This is a genomic window from Labrenzia sp. THAF82, assembly GCF_009363435.1.
Taxonomy (GTDB): Bacteria; Pseudomonadota; Alphaproteobacteria; order Rhizobiales; family Stappiaceae; genus Roseibium; species Roseibium porphyridii.
In genome coordinates, this window is the sequence record NZ_CP045354.1 from 5,829,579 (window position 1) to 5,848,086 (window position 18,508).

The following is an 18,508-nucleotide window of genomic DNA, read 5'->3' on the forward strand; positions in this document are numbered from 1 at the left end:
ATTCAAGGAGTAGTGACCTCCGTACAAAAAGCACGGAGGTCATTTTTCAACTCTGCCTTAGAACGGGCAGGACTGATCGGACATGTAGTCGTGGACTTCAATCTCACCTGAGATGATTTTCTGGGAAGCAAGCTCAACAGCTGCCTTCATCTCATCGTTGACGAGTTCGGCATTGTTGTCATCCAGTGCCCAGTCGACACCGCCTTCTTTGAGGCCGAGCACTTCGAAGCCTGAAGACCATGCGTCGTTCTGGGCGTCCTCAAATGCCTGATATACGGCAATATCAACACGCTTCAGCATCGACGTCAGAACTGAACCGGGATGCAACGCATTCTGATTGCTGTCCACGCCAATGCCGAGCTTGCCGGCGTCAGCTGCTGCCTGAAGAACACCGATGCCCGTGCCGCCGGCTGCGTGGTAGACAACGTCCGCGCCACGGTCGAATTGGGACTTTGCCAACTCGCCACCCTTGACCGGGTCGTTCCAGGCCGCGCCGGTGGTGCCGGTCATGTTTTCAAAGATTTCAGCATCGGCATTAACGGACATGACGCCCTGTTTGTAGCCGCAAGCGAATTTGCTGATCAGCGGAATGTCCATGCCGCCAACGAAGCCGACTTTGCCGGTTTCGGAAGCCATTGCAGCCAGCATGCCGACGACATAGGAACCTTCGTGCTCCTTGAAGAGGATGGAACGCACATTCGGCAGATCCACGACCATGTCGACGATAGCAAACTGAAGGTCAGGAAATTCCTTAGCGACTTTTTCAACGGCGTTGGCTTGCGAGAAACCGATGGCAACGATCGGGCTCATGCCGCGCTTTGCAAAGTTGCGCAGTGCCTGCTCGCGCTGACTGTCGTTCTGGATTTCAAAGTCACGGTATTCGACGCCGTTGTCTTCCTTGAACTTCTCGGCACCTGTGTAGGCCGCCTCGTTGAACGACTTGTCAAAACGGCCACCAAGGTCGTAGAGCACTGCCGGCTTGATTTCAGCCGCCATCGCGCCAGCGACAGAAAAGGCCAGACCGGCGAGCGCCGTGCCCATGGTAAGAAGCTTTTTCACGTTTATGTCCTCCGACATGCAGGGCTTAGCGTTCAGCTTGCCCATTTCCCCTCGTGACCCAGCCGCATTCATGCGGACTGTGCCAGTTGCGATCCGACCCGTGCACTCAAAGCCCTCGCAAGGGTCTCGTCTGTTACAAGGTCGGTAATGACACCAGTGCGCAAAGCAGCAAGCGTGGCATCCACCTTGCTCTCTCCGCCCACCAGCGCAATCAGTCTGCGCCCGCGCACTTCTTCAAAATGCAAACCCACGGCACAATCGCCCAGCGGGTCCGGCGCCAATTTTCCGTCTATCGTCAGGAAACGACCCATCAGGTCGCACACAGCGCCTCCTGACAGCAGACCTTCCTGTTCCGTCTTTGTAATCATGCCGCGTTGAACCAGGTGGCCTTCGTTTTCAACCGAGCCAATTCCAATCAGAAATGCATCTGACTGACGCGCGCGCTCCATCAAATCCTGAACACTTCGCTGGGTGAGGAACATCGCCCTCTCGTCCTGATTTTCGGCAAAATAGGGCACAGGCAGGTAGTAGCCGATACCGCCGGTGCGTTCCTGCATCTTCTGCACAATGTCATAGGGGTTTGCCGCAAGCGTCCGGGTCAGCGATCCGCAGATCGACATTATTTCCAGGTCCGTGCGCGAGACCTTCGGCAGTGCCTCCACGGCAGCTGTCAGCGTACGTCCCATTCCAACGCCAAGTCGTTTGACGCTCGTGCCACTCAAGAGGCCGCTCAGAAACTGCGCTGCGGAAACTGCAACTGCTCTCAGCGCGCTTTCGTCATCACCCCCACCAAGGTCCGGCGCAACGATACAATTTGTAAGGTCGAAATGATGGGACAGTTCTTTTTCCAGCTTCAGGCATTCCATTGGCCGGCCATCCACCTGGAACTTCACGTAGCCTTCGCGCTGGGCATGTGCAATGAGGCGGTGAACCTTGGCGGGAGACACACCGAGCTGGGAAGCGATTTCGCCTTGCGTCCGGCCGCCCACGAATGACAACCAGGCCGCACGTATGGCCATGTAAGATGTCCAGTCGTCGTCGCGCGCTTGCATCCGCGTCGAAACCTTCCCCTCTGCCGCCTGTCCTTTGGACCGGCGGTGGCTGCGCCAAGCTCTCTTTGGAGCCTTGTCTTTGCGGGCCCGGCTTCCCGAGCTTCCGAAAAATTCTTCACACAGTGAGAATTTATTCAGATCATGACCAGCCTTACCGCTGTCGTCAACTAAAAAACTGCCGAAATTCTGGCCAATGGGCGCATTTTAAAGCAGCAGATCGCTACAACCCCGTCTCCTGCAGGGTGGAAAATTCTGCCCAGGCAACGTCATTCTGCAACAAAAGCCGGAAATAGTTGCCCAGTCCTTGGGCAAATTCTGCCGCGTTGCAGCCGATTGCGCCATCGATTTGCAAATAGACGAAGCAGCCTCTTTCATTTTGCAAACGACTTACCGAAACACTCCATGCGCCTCTCATTCAAGGATATTTCAGCCAATGCGAGACTTTCAATGACCTCAAGCGATTTTCTCTCCTGAGCAGTTGGGCGCAACAGACAGCCAACCAAACAAAGCGACATCGGAGGCCAACTCTTCCGTTCCATCTGCAAATCCCCTCGCAAATGAACCGGCAAAGCCGGATCACCCCAAAAGCTTTCAAATGGAAACTCAAGTTGTTTTTTGACTAGCAAAAAAGGGGTGAAATACAGGTCCGGAACCAATCCTTTATTCAACTCGAACCTGAACGCTTTCCTTTTAGAGTTAACATTCGATTAACCATTTTTTCTTGCTTCAAGCGCGCGTTCAAGATGGGTTCTGTCCGAGCACTTACAACAATTCTGGTTTTTCTTTTCCAAACGTCGTCACTCAATAAAAATTGAAGCCGTTAAACACAGCGGATCCAACCGCGATTTCATAGGCTTACGTATAGGTAATCTTTCGCGAGTTGGCTGGTCAGAAAATTTTGCCTAGCAATTCGACTTCGGGCTCACCACTTGTGGATAGAAGCCGCACTCCGTGCACATTCATTTTGCCAGCCAACCCGAATTACGTTACGGTTGGCATGTAGCTTGCTAAGTAAAATATCAAGCTGAGCCAAGGCATTCGCCCATTCCTCGTGAATAATTACGAGGGATGTTTAGATGAGGAATACAACGACAAAATAACAGGGGAGACGTGGCAACCAGCCGAAAGGCTGACTTAAGGAGAAAACAATGCGTCTCGACATAATGACGAAGCTCTGTGCACAGACAGTCTCTGCAATACTGTCCCTCTTCTGTGCGGCCATTATATTCGCCGCACCTTCGGCCGCCCGTGATTTTCGACCGGCCCTAACCTCCTCGACAGCCTACAGTTATGATCCAGCCAAGGAAGTGGACGTTGAACTTGTGCTGGCCGTCGACATCTCCCAATCCATGGATACGGACGAACAGGAAGTTCAGCGAGCCGGATATGTTGCCGCGCTCACTTCAAGTGAATTTCTGGACGCCATTCAAGTCGGTCCCATCGGCCGAGTTGCAGTCACCTACATGGAATGGGGCGGCGTAGACGAGCACTTCATCGTCGCCGACTGGACCGTGATCCAGGACGCCTCCTCTGCCTCTCATTTTGCTTCCAAGATTGCTGAGGCACCCCTCAGGCAGGTTCAACGCACATCTATTGCGTCAGCCCTGGAGAAATCCGTCCAACTGGTGCAAAGCAACGAATATACCGGCTTGCGCCAGGTTATCGACATTTCAGGAGACGGCCCGAACAATCAGGGCGGATCGGTGACGAAAATGCGCGACCGCATGATCGCAGCCGGCGTAACGATCAACGGTCTTCCGCTGATGATGAAATCCAACAAGAACACCTGGCAGGCCATGCTGCATCTCGACCATTATTACGAGGACTGCGTGATCGGTGGTCCGGGCTCATTTGCCATCCCCGTCAGGTCACAGGAAGGTTTTGCCGACGCAATTCGCATGAAACTGGTCATGGAAATTGCAGGCCTCCATTTGCCGAAGCCAGCACCCCATGTCCAGAAAGCTTCGGGGCGCGAACGTATCCGGTGTGACCTCTTCGACTGACCCAGCCACGTCTTCTCCAGTTTCAAAGGCCGCGCTCCCAACCGGAGCGCGGCTTTTTTCCTTGTACAATGTCTGAAGTAATCGATTACATTCGCGCAGATCTTGCATAAACTGCGGATCTGCCTTTGCGCAATCGGATCAATGGGGCTAAACACATCCCGCCGTACGTGACTGAACAGAAGGACACCTCATGCCAGCTACGCTCGCACTTGTTGCGCACGATGCCAAAAAGGACGCCATGGTCGAGTTTGCCAAGCGGCATGAGGACAAGCTTGCTGCGTTTGATCTGGTCGGAACAGGCACGACAGGCGGCCGCGTTCTGGAAGCCTGCCCGTCTCTCAAGCTGTCAAGGCTGAAAAGCGGACCGTTGGGTGGTGATCAGCAACTCGGCGCGATGATCGCGGAAGGCAAATTGCAGGGCCTGATCTTTTTTGTCGACCCGCTCTCGCCCATGCCTCACGATGTTGACGTCAAGGCCCTGATGCGCCTTGCCACTGTTTACGACATGCCTATGGCTCTGAACCCATCAACCGCAGACATACTGCTGCGCTCCGCGCGCCTCACCGGGCTGCAGACAACATCTGAGACACCTGAAGTTGGCTCCACCGCATCATGAGTTTTTCTGAGAGTTCCAAGGCTTTTGCCTATCCGGTTCTGGTTGCCGATATTGGTGGTACGAATGCCCGTTTTGCGCTTGTCGACGGACCGGACGCCCCAACACGCATGTGTGGCAAGACGGCAACCGCCGACCATATTGATATTTGTTCTGCAATTCGCGGCACTGTTTTCCCGGAAACAGACATCAAACCACGGACAGCGATCATTGCAGTGGCCGGTCCCGTTACGGGCGACAAAATTCCCCTGACCAACGCGGCCTGGGTGATTGAGCCGCTCAAGATGATATCGGAACTGGGCCTTGAAGAGGTTGTTGTCCTCAATGATTTCGAAGCTCAGGCTCTCGCTCTGCCGGGCTATTCAGGTGAAGATGTCGAACAGGTAGGGTCCGGCGCGGTCCGTCCGGCCAGCACAAAATTCGTGCTCGGACCCGGCACTGGCCTGGGCGCAGCCGCCATGATCCACGCTGCCGCCACATGGATCCCGGTTCCTGGCGAAGGCGGTCACGTGGAGCTCGGCCCGGTTACAAAGGAAGACTTCGAAATCTGGCCACACATTGAACGGGTTGGCGGCCGCGTAGGTGCGGAACAATTGCTCAGTGGCACCGGATTGCCCCGCCTCGCGCGCGCCGTGGCGGAATGGATGCAGGCCGAGCGACAATTGGAAACGCCGGCAAGCATTACAGAAGCGGCTGAAGAGAATGACGCGGTTGCCGTCAAAACGCTTGAAGTCTTTGCCCGCGCGCTTGGCCGGGTTGCCGGTGATTGCGCCCTGACCGTTCTGTCTCGCGGCGGGGTTTATCTCACCGGTGGGGTGACGCCCCGAATTACCAGATTCCTGACTGACGGCAACTTCCGGGCTGCCTTTGAAGCCAAAGCGCCACACGAGGCGCTGATGGCCAAGATACCGACCTTCATCGTTCGCCATCCAAATCCTGCTCTGGAAGGGCTTGCGTCCTTTGCCAGGACGCCAGACGCTTTTGCGGTGGACATGCAGGGCCGGCAGTGGACCGGACCGGTTTCCGCCAACGACAATTGACCTGACGCCATGACTTCCGCGCCTGGCTTCAAGACCGCATTGCCGATAGACAGTGTATTGCAGGACTTGTTGCGCGCGCTTGAAGACAATGCGAACGCTGTTCTTGTTGCTGACCCAGGCGCCGGTAAGACGACGCGCGTTCCTCTTGCGCTTCTTGACGCCTCGTGGCGCGGCAACGGCAAGATCCTGGTTCTTGAACCTCGGCGATTGGCTGCTCGCGCGGCGGCACGGCGCATGGCCGAGGAGTTAGGCGAAAAACCGGGAGAAACGGTTGGTTACCGGGTTCGAATGGACTCCAAAATCAGCGCAAAAACGCGGATTGAAGTCATCACCGAAGGTGTATTCACCCGGTTGATACTGGAGGATCCCGAACTGACCAGCGTGGCCGCAGTTCTATTTGATGAATTTCATGAACGTTCGCTCGACGGCGACCTGGGACTTGCACTTGCCCTTGATGTTCAGTCCGCACTCAGAGACGATCTGCGCCTTCTGCCAATGTCTGCCACTCTCGATGCCGTAGGCGTCGCAGATCTTCTGGGCGCAGCTCCGGTCATTGAAAGCAAAGGACGCAGCTTTCCAGTTGAAACACGGTATCTCGGCCGGTCGACCTCAGAACGCATAGAACCCCAAATCGTACGCGCTATCCGGCAAGCCGTAGAGGAGGAAAACGGGTCCGTCCTCGTGTTCCTTCCCGGTCAGGGTGAAATCAAACGAACCGTCGACTTACTGGACGGCAAACTTCCCGCCAATTGTCAGATTGCGCCACTTTATGGCGGACTTGATGCCAAAGCACAGGATGCGGCAATCAAACCCGCGGCGCCCAACGCTCGCAAGATTGTACTGGCAAGTGCCATCGCCCAGACTTCGCTCACCATTGAAGGCGTACGCGTGGTCATTGACAGTGGCCTTGCAAGGGTTCCCAGATATGAACCGCAAACCGGTTTGACGCGCCTTGAAACGGTGCGTGTATCACGGGCGACGGCTGATCAGCGCCGAGGTCGAGCCGGGCGCACTGAAGCCGGCATCTGCTACCGGCTTTGGGACGAGGCGCAAACGGTGGCCTTGCCGGAGGCGGAAGCACCGGAAATTTTGGAAGCGGATCTAACCGGATTGGTTCTGGATCTCGCAGCCTGGGGAACGCTTGATCCAACGAGCCTCAGCTTCATGGATGCACCGCCGGCAGCGGCCTGGAATGAAGCCAAAAACCTGCTCTCCGATCTGAATGCTCTCGACACTGCCGGGCGCTTAGCGCCTGCGGGAAAGGCACTTGCAAACCTGCCACTTCACCCCCGTCTTGCGCATATGCTGCTGGAAGGAATTGCCCGCGATCTCGGAATGACAGCCGCACTGATTGCGCTGCTGCTCTCAGAACCGGGGCTTGGCGGCAGGGACCCCGATCTTCGTTCCCGGTTGCGATCGCTACGCAACGACAGGGGACAACGCGCCAGAGACGGGCGAACACTTGCCGCACGCTGGCTGCACCAGGCGGGTGGATCGGGATCGGACATCGACGCTGAAAGCGCCGGACTTCTTCTGGCGCTCGCTTATCCAGACCGCGTGGCCCAAGCCCGTGGCAAGACCGGGCGCTTCCGCCTCGCCAACAGACGTGGTGCCGAACTTGATATCAGTCACGCCCTTGCAGCCGAACCCTTTCTCACTGTTGCGGATATTCAAGGAAAGGCCGCCAACGGGCGCATCCAACTCTGTGCGCCGATCTCCAGAGAGGATATCGAGGACCTTTTCAATGAAGACATAATTGAGGAAGACGAAGTTCAATTGACGGCGGAAGGTACAATCAAAGCAAGGCGCGTAAAACGCTACAAAGCTGTTGAGCTTCAATCCGTTGTCGTTCAATCACCGGACGCGGCCTCGGTCGAAAAAGCGCTTCTTGATGAAGTCCGGCGCCGTGGTGTCGCTCGTCTTAACTGGAGCAAGGACCAACAGCGTCTTCGAAGACGAGTTGCCTATGCACGCGCAAACGGCGCGTCGGATCTGCCTGACCTTTCAGACACGTTTCTAGGTGAAACACTGGAGACCTGGCTGCAACCCTTTCTGGCCGGCATCACCAGAACCAGCGCGATCGATGTGGCCGTGCTCGGCAATGCCCTCAGCGTGTTGCTTCCTTTCGATGCCCAGTCGCGTCTTGACGCACTTGCGCCCTCATACTTCACAGCCCCGACCGGCAGCAAGGTTCCAATTGACTATGGTGCGGAGGCTGGTCCAACGCTTTCGATCCGTGTTCAGGAACTTTTCGGCACGACCCGTCACCCAAGCGTTTGCGGCGGTAAACTGCCGCTGATCCTCGAATTGTTGTCGCCCGCGCAACGGCCAATCCAGATCACGAAGGACCTTCCCGGTTTCTGGGCTGGGTCCTGGAAAGACGTGAAGGCCGACATGAAGGGACGCTATCCAAAGCACCCCTGGCCTGATGATCCAACGTCTGCGGAAGCAACGAGGCGGGTGAAGCCTCGGAAAAACTAACAGCCACCGATAAAGCAATTTTTAGTTGCAAGACCAAATAACATGTGTTTGGAAAACTAAGCTGCGCTGTTGTTTTGGATTCGCAAGCCATGCGGAAAGTGTTCTTTTTTGTCTCATTTATTCTGTTGTCTGCAACGGCAAATGCTGAACCTAAATATATCGGAAAAGATGAAGCCCATTCGCTTGTCGTGACCATGATGTCCCGATTAGCGTCGTTACAAGACAAAGCAATTGGGTTACGCAGTCCAGATGAACCCGAAACACACCGAAAAAGTGTCCAGAATATTCTGAAACAGATCGTTGAGATTCAGGAACCCGTCAGACGAGCGTTTGAGCGCGACTTGGAGCTGGGTGCGTCAAAACTTGCGAACAACGAAAAGGCCAGTGAACTAGCCAAGGTGTGGAAATGCTATCAAGCGACAACCGCGCTTGGGAAGTTTGCCTATATTGCCCTGGTCGAAACACGCCCCTTGCATCGATCAAGCCTCACCGCAAAGTTGTACTTGGACTTCTTGAGAAAGCGAGAAGACTGTGAGTACCAACTTGGCAAAGTTCCTCCATCGCATCTCAAAACACCAACTGATGTCTATCGAATGTACCTTAAGATGATGGAGACCAGTCTGCGTGAAATGATGGCAATCGACGACCCTGACTTTTTGACCGAGGCAACCTCAAATGAACAGAACTGGATGCATCTGCACGATGAGCTCATCTGGCATCTGTACACGGAACAGCATTGGGAATTGTACAAGCTCTACACAATCAATTCCTTGTCCAGTATCCATCGAGAGAAGTACAAAGAAGACAAATACAAGCTCTGGCCCTGCCAGTCCATGCACGGCACCTACAATCAATTGACTGAACAGTTCGCGCTGAGTCTCACGGTTGGCTATCGTCCGTTGTTGGATGCTCGAAAAACCAACCGGCTAGTGAAAAAGTTCGCCGAATGCGATACGGCTCTGACATCGCAATCGGGCAACTAAATCAAACTAATCATCGCATATTTGTTGCGTTCAATCATCTGAGGCTGCCACCAGGCTTGCGTTGCCACCGGCTGCTGCCGTGTTGATCGACACCACCTGTTCCAGTGCGAACCGGGTGAGGTAAACCGGACCACCCGCCTTCGGGCCAGTGCCGGAAAGGCCCGATCCGCCAAAAGGCTGAGTGCCGACGACGGCACCGATTGTGTTGCGATTGACATAGACATTGCCGACAGACAAACGGTCGACCACCTTTTTTACAGTCGCGTCGATGCGGCTATGCACTCCAAGCGTCAGGCCATAGCCAGTGTCGGCGATCTGATCGAGAACCTTGTCGATGTCCTTTGCCTTGTAGCGCACCACATGCAGCACCGGGCCGAACACTTCGCGGGTCAGCGCTTCTGCCTGATCAAGTTCGATAATATGCGGTGAAACCCAAGAGCCGTTTGACAGGGAGCCGCTCGGCAAATCGCCTGCAAATCGCAACGTCTGACTTTCAGACATTTCATGGATGTGCGCCATGATGTTGTCGCGCGCGTCCTCGTCAATCACCGGGCCGATATCCGTTGACGGCAGTCTTGGATCCCCAAGTTTGAGTTCTTTCGCAGCACCTTCCAGCATCTTGAGCAGTGTGTCGGCGACATCTTCCTGCACGTATAAAAGGCGCAGGGCAGAACAGCGTTGGCCTGCCGAGCGGAAAGCGGACATCATGACATCGTCGCAGACCTGTTCGGGCAAAGCGGTCGCGTCGACGATCATCGCATTAATGCCGCCCGTCTCGGCAATCAGAGGTACGATCGGCCCGCGTTTTGCCGCGAGCGTTCCGTTTATTGCCCAGGCTGTTTCGGTCGATCCAGTGAAGGCCACACCGGCAACGGCAGGATGAGAGGTTAGCGCGGCGCCGACATCACCCTCACCCGGCAATAGATAGAAGGCATCTTCCGGGACGCCTGCTTCATACATCAGCTTCGCGGTTTCAAAGGCAATCAGCGGAGTTTGCTCCGCCGGTTTGGCAACCACAGCATTGCCTCCCAGAAGCGCTGCACTGATCTGGCCCAGAAAGATCGCCAATGGGAAGTTCCATGGCGAAATACAGACAAAAACACCTCGGCCGCGATAGCGATATCGGTTCTCCTCACCTGTCGGTCCCGGCATCAACCTGCCTTCGCCGAAAAGCGTCCGCGCCTCGTGCGCGTAATAGCGGCAAAAATCGACGGCCTCCCGGATCTCCGCAATACCATCGGTCAGGCATTTCCCGGCTTCCATGGACAGGATCATCATCAACCGGTCACGGTTTTCCTCAAGCAAATCGCCAAGTCTGGCCAATGCTTCCGCCCGTTCATGCACCGGCCTTCGCGACCAGGCTTCAAAGCCCTTCCTCGCAGCGGCAACTGCCTCTTGTGCAGTTTCCCGGGTTGCAAATCTCACTGTGCCAACGCGGGTTGTTCCGTCCATAGGAGAAAAAACTGGATGCGCTTCACCGCCGCTGGAGAGCCCTGTTCCCAAAGGTGCTGCCTGCGTGAATGGAGCAGAGGTTTTGCACATGCCTTCAACCAAAAGGTTGCGTTCAACCGCATGACCGAATTCGACACCGTCGGAGTTCTGCCGGCTTGAGCCGTAAAGATCCGACGGCAAGGGAATAGACCTGTTTGTGGCGTGATGACCATTGTCGAGAATGTCCTTCGGCCTTTTCAGCAAGGCTTCTGTTGGCACTGACGCATCACCGACAATGGTGACAAAGGACGAGTTCGCACCGTTTTCCAAAAGGCGACGAACCAGATAGGCCAGAAGATCCTTGTGACCGCCGACCGGCGCATATATGCGGCATGGGAAACCGTCTCTCTCACACACAGACTTATAGAGACTTTCACCCATGCCATGCAGACGCTGGAACTCGTAGCCTTCAGCCTTGCCGCCAGACAATTCGATGATCTGTGCAACCGTAAGGGCATTGTGGGTAGCAAACTGAGGATAAAGCACATCGCGGGCCGCCAGCATCCGCTTGGCGCAACACAAATAGGAAAGATCGGTAGCGGCCTTGCGCGTGAAGACCGGATAGCCGTTAGCTCCATTTTCCTGTGCGTGCTTGATTTCCGTGTCCCAATAAGCGCCCTTCACAAGACGCACCATCATCTTGCGCTTTGTCGTTCTGGCCGCATTCACCAGCCAGTCGATAGTCTCCACGCTTCGTTTTTGGTAGGCCTGCACGGCCAGTCCAAAACCATCCCAATTCGCAGTAACCGGATCGGCGAGCAAGGCGGCGATGACATCCAGTGAGATTTCAAGCCGATCGGCTTCCTCGGCATCGATCGTGAAATTGAGATTGCGGTCCTTGGCCATTTGCACCAGTTCACGCAGTCGCGGAAGCAATTCATCGCGCACCCTGTCACCATTAACAGCCTCATAGCGAGGATGAAGCGCTGAAAGCTTCACCGATATGCCGGGACGGTCCGGCAGGTCCTTGTCGCCGGCAGACTTGCCAATGGCCTCAATGGCGTTCGCGTAGGACTGGAAATAGCGCTCCGCATCTCTTGCCGTACGCGCGCCTTCACCCAGCATATCGTAGGAATACCTGTAACCCTTGGTTTCTTGCGCTTTCGCGCGTTCCAGAGCCTTTTGTATGGTTTCGCCCAGCACGAACTGATGCCCGAGAAGCTGCATCGCCTTACGGGTAGCCACGCGGACAGTCGGCATTCCCATGCGTTTGACCAGGCTCGACAGAATACTCTGCGGCGTGTCACCGGGATGCAGCAAACGAGAGGTGATCCCAAGGGCCCAGGAGGATGCAGAGACCAGCCAGGTGTCCGATTTCTGATCTGAGGGTTCGTCAAAACGGGCAGCCGCCAGCTTGTCCTCAATCAGTTTGTCTGCTGTTTCCGCGTCCGGTACGCGCAACAGTGCCTCGGCCAGAACCATCATCGCGAGACCTTCGCGCGTGGTCAGGCCAAACTCACGCATGAAATCCTCGACACCGCCAAGCCCGACCTGCACGGAACGCATATCTTCTATAAGGCCGCGCGCGCGCTGATCGATCAACTTCTCGACAACTGGATCTGACGCGGCTTCTTTCAGAAGTGCCTCGACAAGCGCCTTGTCGTCGGGCGCGTAGTCCGCACGAAACGGAACCAGAATGTCACCATCACCCATCATCGCGGCAGCAGCAGTGGCAGTCATGAAAACCTCCCAAACGTCCGCTTCCGGACATGGATCAATACATTTCTCTAAAATAGACGAGTTTCTTAGGATTTTTTCCCTGTTTTTTGCTGCTATTTCCGTGCTAACTCCGCCAAAATTAAATTTCTAAGAGGTTTTTCACTATGCTTGATGCTACTGACAGGCGGATCTTGATGGTGCTGCAGGAAGATGGCCGCATCACCAACACCGAGCTTTCGGATCGTGTTCGGCTTTCGCCAACGGCCACGGCTGAGCGAACCAAGCGGCTCATTCGCGAAGGTTACATCGAAGGTTTTTCAGCAAACCTCGACCCCAAGAAGGTTGACCGCGGGCTACTTGTCTTTGTCGAAATTCGACTGGAAAGAACGACACCGGATATCTTCGACGCTTTCAAGATCGCGGTCGAACGTTCACCCGATATTCTTGAGTGTCACATGGTTGCCGGAGGATTCGACTATCTCATGAAAAGCCGGGTCAAGGACATGGAAGCCTATCGCAGCTTTCTGTCAGATGTGGTGCTGGCCTTTCCGGGCGTACGAGAGACACATACATATGCTGTCATGGAGGAAATAAAGGACACGCATGTGCTGCCAGTCTAGACTTGATGCAGAGCATGCCTTGGTCCTCGCAGCGCCGGTTCACAAAGCCTTGTCTTGACCGTGTCGTACCGTCTTTGCGAGGGGAACGCTGTTCAGATCAAAAGGACTTCAGATGACTCGTCTTCTCGCTGCCGGTCTTGGCCTTTTCGCGCTCCTTCTTGTGCCATTGACCGCACTTGCTCAAGCCACGCAGGAAGACCCTGCCTGGCGAGCCGTGCTGAACAAAGCAAAAGGCCAGACGGTCTATTTCCATGCCTGGGGCGGCGAGCCTCGGATCAACGCCTATATTCAATGGGCGGCTCGTGAAGTCGCGCGAGATTACGATGTGCGTGTCATACATGTGAAGGTCAGCGACACGGCGACAGTTGTGTCCCAGGTTTTGGCGGAAAAATCAGTCGGCAAAGCGTCTGGTGGTGCCGTTGACCTCATCTGGATCAATGGTGAAAATTTCGCCTCCATGAAGGAAAACGCGCTGCTGGCTGCGCCTGGTTGGGTGGAAACGCTACCAAACTGGGCATATGTCGATGTTGAGAACAAGCCGACAGTTCTGGTTGATTTCACCGTTCCAACCGACGGTCAGGAAAGCCCTTGGGGCATGGCGAAACTCGTTTTCATGCATGACAGTGCACGCCTTGAGACCCCTCCTGTATCTCTTGATGAGCTTCTGGCATATGCAACGGCCAACCCGGGGCGGTTTGCCTATCCGCAGCCCCCCAACTTCTACGGAACGACATTTCTGAAGCAGGTTCTCGCCGGTACGGTTGCCAATGCCGAACTGCTTTCCAAGCCTGTAGACGAAACAAAATTTGAAGAAGCGGTCGCACCGCTCTTTGCATATCTTGATAAATTGCATCCTGCCTTATGGCGGGAAGGACAGGCCTTTCCCAAGAATGCCTCGCATATGCGACAGCTGCTCGCGGACGGTGAACTGGACATAGCTTTTTCCTTTAATCCCGGCGATGCGTCCGGGGCGATCGCCAATGGCGAACTGCCGCCGACTGTTCGGACTTTCGTTTTTGAAGGTGGCACGATCGGCAACACGCACTTTGTAGCCATCCCCTTCAACAGCTCTGCCCAGGAAGGCGCGCAGGTCTTTGCGAATTTCCTGCTGTCCCCAATGGCACAAACACGCAAGCAAGAGCCGGAGATCTGGGGAGATCCGACGGTGCTCGACGTTGCAGGCCTGCCTGCAAATGAAAAGGCCCTGTTCGACGCCATGGATCTGGGTCCGGCCACCTTGTCACCGGAAGATCTGGGACCGGTTTTACCCGAACCACACCCAAGCTGGGTCAAGGCCCTGGAAGAAGCCTGGGTCCAGAGGTACGGCGCCGAGTGAGGTTGATCGCTTGTCGCAGGCAACCGGGCTCCGTTTGGATGCCCCTACCATTCTCGTAACGATGTTGCTGGCAGGCCCGGTCCTTGCAGGCCTTGCGGGCACAGCACTTCCGGCATTCGGGTTTCTGCCGGTACTCGGCTATGAGCAATTCTCTCTCGCACCTTTTCAGCAGCTGATTGAAACACCCGGACTTGCAACATCTGCATTGCTCAGCCTGACGACAGGGTTGACAGCTTCACTGATCTCGCTCGCGATCGTCCTTGGCTTCACCGCAGGATGGTCAGGTACAAAAACGTTTCAGCGACTGACGCGGTTCTTGTCGCCACTTCTGTCTGTCCCGCATGCAGCGGCAGCAATCGGGCTAGCCTTTCTGATTGCCCCATCGGGGTTTCTGGTGCGGCTGGTGTCGCCCTGGGCAACAGGTTGGTCGCGTCCACCTGATCTCCTGATCCTGAACGACCCCTACGGTGTTGCGATGACGGTCGGGCTTGTCGCCAAGGAAGTACCGTTTCTGTTTCTGATGACGCTCGCTGCGCTGAACAGGCCGAGAACCCAGGACTTTTTCAAAGCAGGTGCGGGGCTGGGCTATGGCCGTATGGCGACGTTCTTCAAGATCGTTCTGCCGCAGATCTATCCGATGATCCGCCTGCCGATGCTCGCAGTCGTCGCCTATTCCACTTCAGTGGTCGATGTGGCAACGATCCTGGGGCCGACAACCCCGCCGCCCCTGGCACCCCGTCTCGTTTCCTGGATGAACGATCCTGATCTTGCCAAACGGCTGATGGCATCCGCTGGTGCCTTGCTGCAACTTGCCGTAACTGTGAGCGCACTTGTCATTTACCTATGCCTGGAAAAACTGGCGAGCGCTTTGGCTCACCGTCAGTATCAAAGCGGTTCTCGGTTTCGACAGGAAAGTTTCAGTCGCCTCGGCAGCCTATTGCCGATGTTGCTGATCATCATCGTAATGGTTTTGTCACTTTGCCTGCTTGCGATTTGGTCTGCGGCAAAATCCTGGTGGTTTCCAGCCGTGTTGCCTCAGGCCTGGAGCCTGTCGAGAATGATTGAAGCCATCCAGATGGGGAGCGGCAGTCTTGTCGCGACACTTCTTCTCGCCCTCGTTTCAGCTCTCTTGGCAACGGCGCTCACGCTTTGGCTGCTGGAAGCACGAACTCACCGCAACCTCGCGGTCACCAACCGATTGAAAAGCTACATCTTTCTGCCACTCCTCGTGCCACAGATTGCTTTTCTCTTCGGCCTGCAGATGCTCTTTCTCGTATTTGGCATGAGCGGAACATTCCTTGCAGTTCTAGTGTCCCATCTGATTTTTGTCTTTCCCTATGCCTTCCTCGCCCTGAGCGACCCCTGGGGCCAGCTGGACCCGCGTTACGCGCGTGCAGCAAGGTCTATCGGCGTATCCCGCGCGAAGGTGTTCTGGAAAATTCAACTGCCCCTGCTTCTGCGCCCGGTTCTGGTAACGCTTGCGGTTGCTGCCGCAGTTTCGGTCGGCCAATACCTGCCGACACTCATGATCGGTGCCGGCCGGATCGTCACGATCACAACGGAAAGCGTTGCACTCGCGAGCGGCGGCAGCCGCCAGTTTGCCGCGCTTTATGCCCTGCTCCAGCTGGTTGTTCCGCTCATCGGGTTTTTACTGGCGGCCCTTGTGCCGTCCCTCGTTCACCGCAACCGTGCGGCCATGCGGCTCGAGAAATGAATGTCCACGATGATCGCACCTGACTCGGCACCCGGTCTTATCCTTCAGAACGTTTCCCTTCGACTGAACGGATCTGTTTTGCTGTCGATTGATTGCGACATTCCGCCGGGGTCTATTCTTACCATCATGGGAGAGAGCGGCAGCGGCAAGTCGAGCCTGCTCGATTTCATTGCAGGCTTCCTGAAACCGGACTTTGAGGCCGAAGGAGAGGTCGTCCTGCGCGGACGTAACTTGTCGAATGTAGCCGCGCAAGACCGGCATATCGGCCTCATGTTCCAGTCACCCCTGTTGTTCCCACATATGTCGGTTCTTCAAAATCTGACCTTTGCCATTCCGCCCAATGTCAAAGGACGGCAAAGGCGGCGTGAAATTGCAGAACAAGCGCTTGTGGATGTCGGTCTATCTGGCTTTGGAACGCGGGATCCAGCCACTTTGTCGGGCGGTCAACAGACACGCGTTGCCCTGATGCGCACACTGCTAGCAGAACCGGAAGCATTGTTGCTGGACGAACCTTTTTCCAGCCTGGACCAGACACGCCGGGCCGAAGTACGGACCCTCGTTTTTGATCTTGCCCGGAAAAACGGGTTGCCTGTTCTGCTTGTTACCCATGACGAGGAAGACGCGCGTGCAGCCGGAGGGATGGTGCATTATCTCGGTGCTAACGAGACAGAAAACGGCTGCCCTTTGAATGGGCAGCCGCAACGATAGAAACCGATAAATTTCGACTATTCCGCCTGGTCCGCCGACTTGGCCTGAAGAAGCGAGTAATTGTCGATGCCGATTTGCTCGATCAATTCCAATTGCGTTTCCAGAAAATCAATGTGGCCTTCTTCGTCGCCGAGAAGGCGCTCGAAAAGGCTCATGGTAACGTAATCGCCGATCTCCCGGCACACTTCCCGCGCTTCCTTGTAAAGTGCGCGCGCAACATATTCAGCGGCAAGGTCACACTCCAGACATTCCTTCAAGGACTGACCAATGCGCAGTGGATCCAGTGTCTGAAGGTTAGGAAGGCCTTCCAGGAAGATGATCCGGTCAATCAGATCTTGGGAATGCTGACGTTCTTCGTCGGCTTCTTCCAGTTCCTTGTCTGCCAGTTTTTGGAAGCCCCAGTCAGCCAGCAGCCGGGAATGCACCCAGAACTGATTGACGACAGTCAACTCGTGACGAAGCGACTTGTTCAGATATTCAATGACGCGTGGATCGCCCTTCATTAGCCCTCTCCTGGCTAGCGGCTTGCCACCCTCTTTGCGGGCGCAGGCTCAGTCTCAGACTCAGAACCCTCTTCAGAGCCTTTCTGGTGAATGATGTCAATGACAGAAGGAAAGCAGCTGCCGCACTTTGGCCGGCAACCCAGGTGACGAAACACCGCACCCGGCGTCGGCACTTTCCCATTCGGATCCGCACGCATTTCCTCCGCCGCTTCGCGAAGCTGCTTTTCGGACAGAATGTTACATGAGCAAATGATCATTGCAGGATCCGGTGCATGTCCTCATATTGGGACATATTGGCATGGACGATTTCCAGCGCAATAACTAAACTCAACTATAAAAGTCAACTTTTTCTGAGCCTTCTGCACCCCGGCTAAGGACACCGTATGAGCGTCAACGAAGCAAACGACACCCGCCCGACACTTGTCCTGACCGGAGCCAGTCGCGGCATTGGCCACGCAACCGTCAAACGATTTTCGTCGGAAGGCTGGCGTGTCATCACCTGCTCCCGGCAGGCGTTCTCCGACAAATGCCCCTGGCCCATGGGACCGGAGGACCATATTCAGGTTGACCTGTCCGACCCTGAAAACCTTGGGTTTGCAACACAGGAAATCCGAAAAAGGCTTGAGGCCAACGGCTCCAGACTGAATGCGCTTGTCAACAACGCCGGCATCAGCCCGAAGGGCTCCGAAGGTGAACGCCTCAATTCCCTCTCCACTGCCATGCATGAATGGCGCACCGTTTTTCAGGTCAACTTCTTCGCGCCAATTCTGCTTGCCCGTGGTTTGTTTGAGGAATTGAAGAGCACAAAAGGGTCCGTTGTAAATGTGACCTCCATTGCAGGCATGCGGGTTCATCCATTCGCAGGAACCGCTTATGCGACATCCAAGGCTGCACTTGCATCGCTGACCCGGGAGATGGCTGCGGACTTCGGACCTTACGGTATTCGCGTCAATGCCATTGCACCGGGGGAAATCGATACCTCGATCCTGTCACCCGGCACAGAGAAGCTCATTCAGGATATTCCTCTTCGCAGGCTTGGCCGGACCGAGGAAGTTGCGGATACGATTTTTTACCTTTGCTCGGAAAGCTCGTCTTATGTCAGCGGCTCCGAAATACACATAAACGGCGGACAACATGTGTAAATTGGGAGCACACTCTTAAATTGATTTATTTGATCAATATAAGAAACAATCCTGTGCAGATTCGTTTAGAATCCTGATTTAGTCTTTTAATCTAGGAAAGACCT

The 18,508-nt window shown here is 55.4% G+C and carries 15 protein-coding genes; 10 read left to right on the forward strand and 5 right to left on the reverse strand.

The features are described from left to right. Positions 1–57: 57 nt before the first annotated feature. Together FIV00_RS26815 and FIV00_RS26820 are read right to left on the reverse strand one after the other, a co-directional pair. Positions 58–1,041: a BMP family protein gene (locus tag FIV00_RS26815; protein WP_209007104.1), complete on the reverse strand. Its 984-nt coding sequence runs from the start codon at positions 1,039–1,041 to the stop codon at positions 58–60. An 86-nt stretch (positions 1,042–1,127) separates the two neighbouring features. Continuing rightward, positions 1,128–2,111, reverse strand: coding sequence for a sugar-binding transcriptional regulator (locus FIV00_RS26820; RefSeq protein WP_209006724.1), 984 nt, complete (start codon positions 2,109–2,111; stop codon positions 1,128–1,130). Between the two features lie 1,148 nt (positions 2,112–3,259). On the opposite strand from FIV00_RS26820, the gene FIV00_RS26825 reads away from it, so the two are divergent. From FIV00_RS26825 to FIV00_RS26845, 5 genes are all read left to right on the forward strand, one after another. Next, the gene (locus FIV00_RS26825) at positions 3,260–4,114 is read left to right on the forward strand and encodes a DUF1194 domain-containing protein (protein ID WP_209006725.1); all 855 of its coding nucleotides are present in this window, start codon (positions 3,260–3,262) and stop codon (positions 4,112–4,114) included. A 190-nt stretch (positions 4,115–4,304) separates the two neighbouring features. Further along, positions 4,305–4,730, forward strand: coding sequence for a methylglyoxal synthase (locus FIV00_RS26830; RefSeq protein WP_152503580.1), 426 nt, complete (start codon positions 4,305–4,307; stop codon positions 4,728–4,730). Next, positions 4,727–5,767: an ROK family protein gene (locus tag FIV00_RS26835; RefSeq protein ID WP_152503581.1), complete on the forward strand. Its 1,041-nt coding sequence runs from the start codon at positions 4,727–4,729 to the stop codon at positions 5,765–5,767. The genes FIV00_RS26830 and FIV00_RS26835 overlap by 4 nt, the downstream gene beginning before the upstream one ends. Positions 5,768–5,776: 9 nt before the next feature. Further along, positions 5,777–8,248, forward strand: a complete 2,472-nt coding sequence (gene hrpB / locus FIV00_RS26840; RefSeq protein WP_152503582.1) for an ATP-dependent helicase HrpB — start codon at positions 5,777–5,779, stop codon at positions 8,246–8,248. A gap of 89 nt (positions 8,249–8,337) precedes the next feature. After that, on the forward strand, positions 8,338–9,231 hold the full coding sequence (locus FIV00_RS26845; RefSeq protein ID WP_152503583.1) for a hypothetical protein: 894 nt from the start codon (positions 8,338–8,340) through the stop codon (positions 9,229–9,231). 30 nt (positions 9,232–9,261) lie between these two features. On the opposite strand, the gene putA is transcribed toward FIV00_RS26845, so the two are convergent. Next, positions 9,262–12,402, reverse strand: coding sequence for a bifunctional proline dehydrogenase/L-glutamate gamma-semialdehyde dehydrogenase PutA (gene putA / locus FIV00_RS26850; protein ID WP_152503584.1), 3,141 nt, complete (start codon positions 12,400–12,402; stop codon positions 9,262–9,264). A gap of 143 nt (positions 12,403–12,545) precedes the next feature. On the opposite strand from putA, the gene FIV00_RS26855 reads away from it, so the two are divergent. The 4 genes from FIV00_RS26855 to FIV00_RS26870 all read left to right on the forward strand — a co-directional run bounded on the left by FIV00_RS26855 (position 12,546) and on the right by FIV00_RS26870 (position 16,759). Beyond that, positions 12,546–13,001, forward strand: a complete 456-nt coding sequence (locus FIV00_RS26855) for an Lrp/AsnC ligand binding domain-containing protein (RefSeq protein ID WP_152503585.1) — start codon at positions 12,546–12,548, stop codon at positions 12,999–13,001. A 112-nt stretch (positions 13,002–13,113) separates the two neighbouring features. Continuing rightward, positions 13,114–14,337 carry an ABC transporter substrate-binding protein gene (locus FIV00_RS26860; RefSeq protein ID WP_152503586.1) on the forward strand — a complete coding sequence of 408 codons (1,224 nt, stop codon included), beginning with the start codon at positions 13,114–13,116 and terminating at the stop codon, positions 14,335–14,337. 10 nt (positions 14,338–14,347) lie between these two features. Next, positions 14,348–16,051: an ABC transporter permease gene (locus FIV00_RS26865; RefSeq protein ID WP_371419557.1), complete on the forward strand. Its 1,704-nt coding sequence runs from the start codon at positions 14,348–14,350 to the stop codon at positions 16,049–16,051. After that, complete coding sequence (locus tag FIV00_RS26870; RefSeq protein ID WP_173006178.1) at positions 16,052–16,759, forward strand: ATP-binding cassette domain-containing protein; 708 nt, start codon at positions 16,052–16,054, stop codon at positions 16,757–16,759. Between the two features lie 17 nt (positions 16,760–16,776). Here the strand turns inward: FIV00_RS26870 and bfr are convergent, their stop codons facing one another. After that, positions 16,777–17,262: a bacterioferritin gene (gene bfr / locus FIV00_RS26875; RefSeq protein WP_152503587.1), complete on the reverse strand. Its 486-nt coding sequence runs from the start codon at positions 17,260–17,262 to the stop codon at positions 16,777–16,779. 14 nt (positions 17,263–17,276) lie between these two features. After that, positions 17,277–17,519, reverse strand: a complete 243-nt coding sequence (locus FIV00_RS26880) for a bacterioferritin-associated ferredoxin (RefSeq protein ID WP_152503588.1) — start codon at positions 17,517–17,519, stop codon at positions 17,277–17,279. Positions 17,520–17,645: 126 nt separating this feature from the next. Here FIV00_RS26880 and FIV00_RS26885 point away from each other — a divergent pair, with 126 nt between their 5' ends. Continuing rightward, complete coding sequence (locus FIV00_RS26885; RefSeq protein WP_152503589.1) at positions 17,646–18,404, forward strand: SDR family oxidoreductase; 759 nt, start codon at positions 17,646–17,648, stop codon at positions 18,402–18,404. Positions 18,405–18,508: the final 104 nt, after the last annotated feature.

What these genes read in the sequence shown, in the direction of transcription:
- FIV00_RS26885 (WP_152503589.1), top strand. Translation starts at nt 17,646, where the DNA reads ATGAGCGTCAACGAAGCAAACGACACCCGCCCGACACTTGTCCTGACC.
- FIV00_RS26880 (WP_152503588.1), bottom strand. Translation starts at nt 17,519, where the DNA reads ATGATCATTTGCTCATGTAACATTCTGTCCGAAAAGCAGCTTCGCGAA.
- FIV00_RS26845 (WP_152503583.1), top strand. Translation starts at nt 8,338, where the DNA reads ATGCGGAAAGTGTTCTTTTTTGTCTCATTTATTCTGTTGTCTGCAACG.
- FIV00_RS26815 (WP_209007104.1), bottom strand. Translation starts at nt 1,041, where the DNA reads ATGGGCACGGCGCTCGCCGGTCTGGCCTTTTCTGTCGCTGGCGCGATG.
- hrpB (WP_152503582.1), top strand. Translation starts at nt 5,777, where the DNA reads ATGACTTCCGCGCCTGGCTTCAAGACCGCATTGCCGATAGACAGTGTA.
- FIV00_RS26820 (WP_209006724.1), bottom strand. Translation starts at nt 2,111, where the DNA reads ATGCAAGCGCGCGACGACGACTGGACATCTTACATGGCCATACGTGCG.
- FIV00_RS26835 (WP_152503581.1), top strand. Translation starts at nt 4,727, where the DNA reads ATGAGTTTTTCTGAGAGTTCCAAGGCTTTTGCCTATCCGGTTCTGGTT.
- bfr (WP_152503587.1), bottom strand. Translation starts at nt 17,262, where the DNA reads ATGAAGGGCGATCCACGCGTCATTGAATATCTGAACAAGTCGCTTCGT.
- FIV00_RS26855 (WP_152503585.1), top strand. Translation starts at nt 12,546, where the DNA reads ATGCTTGATGCTACTGACAGGCGGATCTTGATGGTGCTGCAGGAAGAT.
- FIV00_RS26825 (WP_209006725.1), top strand. Translation starts at nt 3,260, where the DNA reads ATGCGTCTCGACATAATGACGAAGCTCTGTGCACAGACAGTCTCTGCA.
- FIV00_RS26860 (WP_152503586.1), top strand. Translation starts at nt 13,114, where the DNA reads ATGACTCGTCTTCTCGCTGCCGGTCTTGGCCTTTTCGCGCTCCTTCTT.
- putA (WP_152503584.1), bottom strand. Translation starts at nt 12,402, where the DNA reads ATGACTGCCACTGCTGCTGCCGCGATGATGGGTGATGGTGACATTCTG.
- FIV00_RS26830 (WP_152503580.1), top strand. Translation starts at nt 4,305, where the DNA reads ATGCCAGCTACGCTCGCACTTGTTGCGCACGATGCCAAAAAGGACGCC.
- FIV00_RS26870 (WP_173006178.1), top strand. Translation starts at nt 16,052, where the DNA reads ATGTCCACGATGATCGCACCTGACTCGGCACCCGGTCTTATCCTTCAG.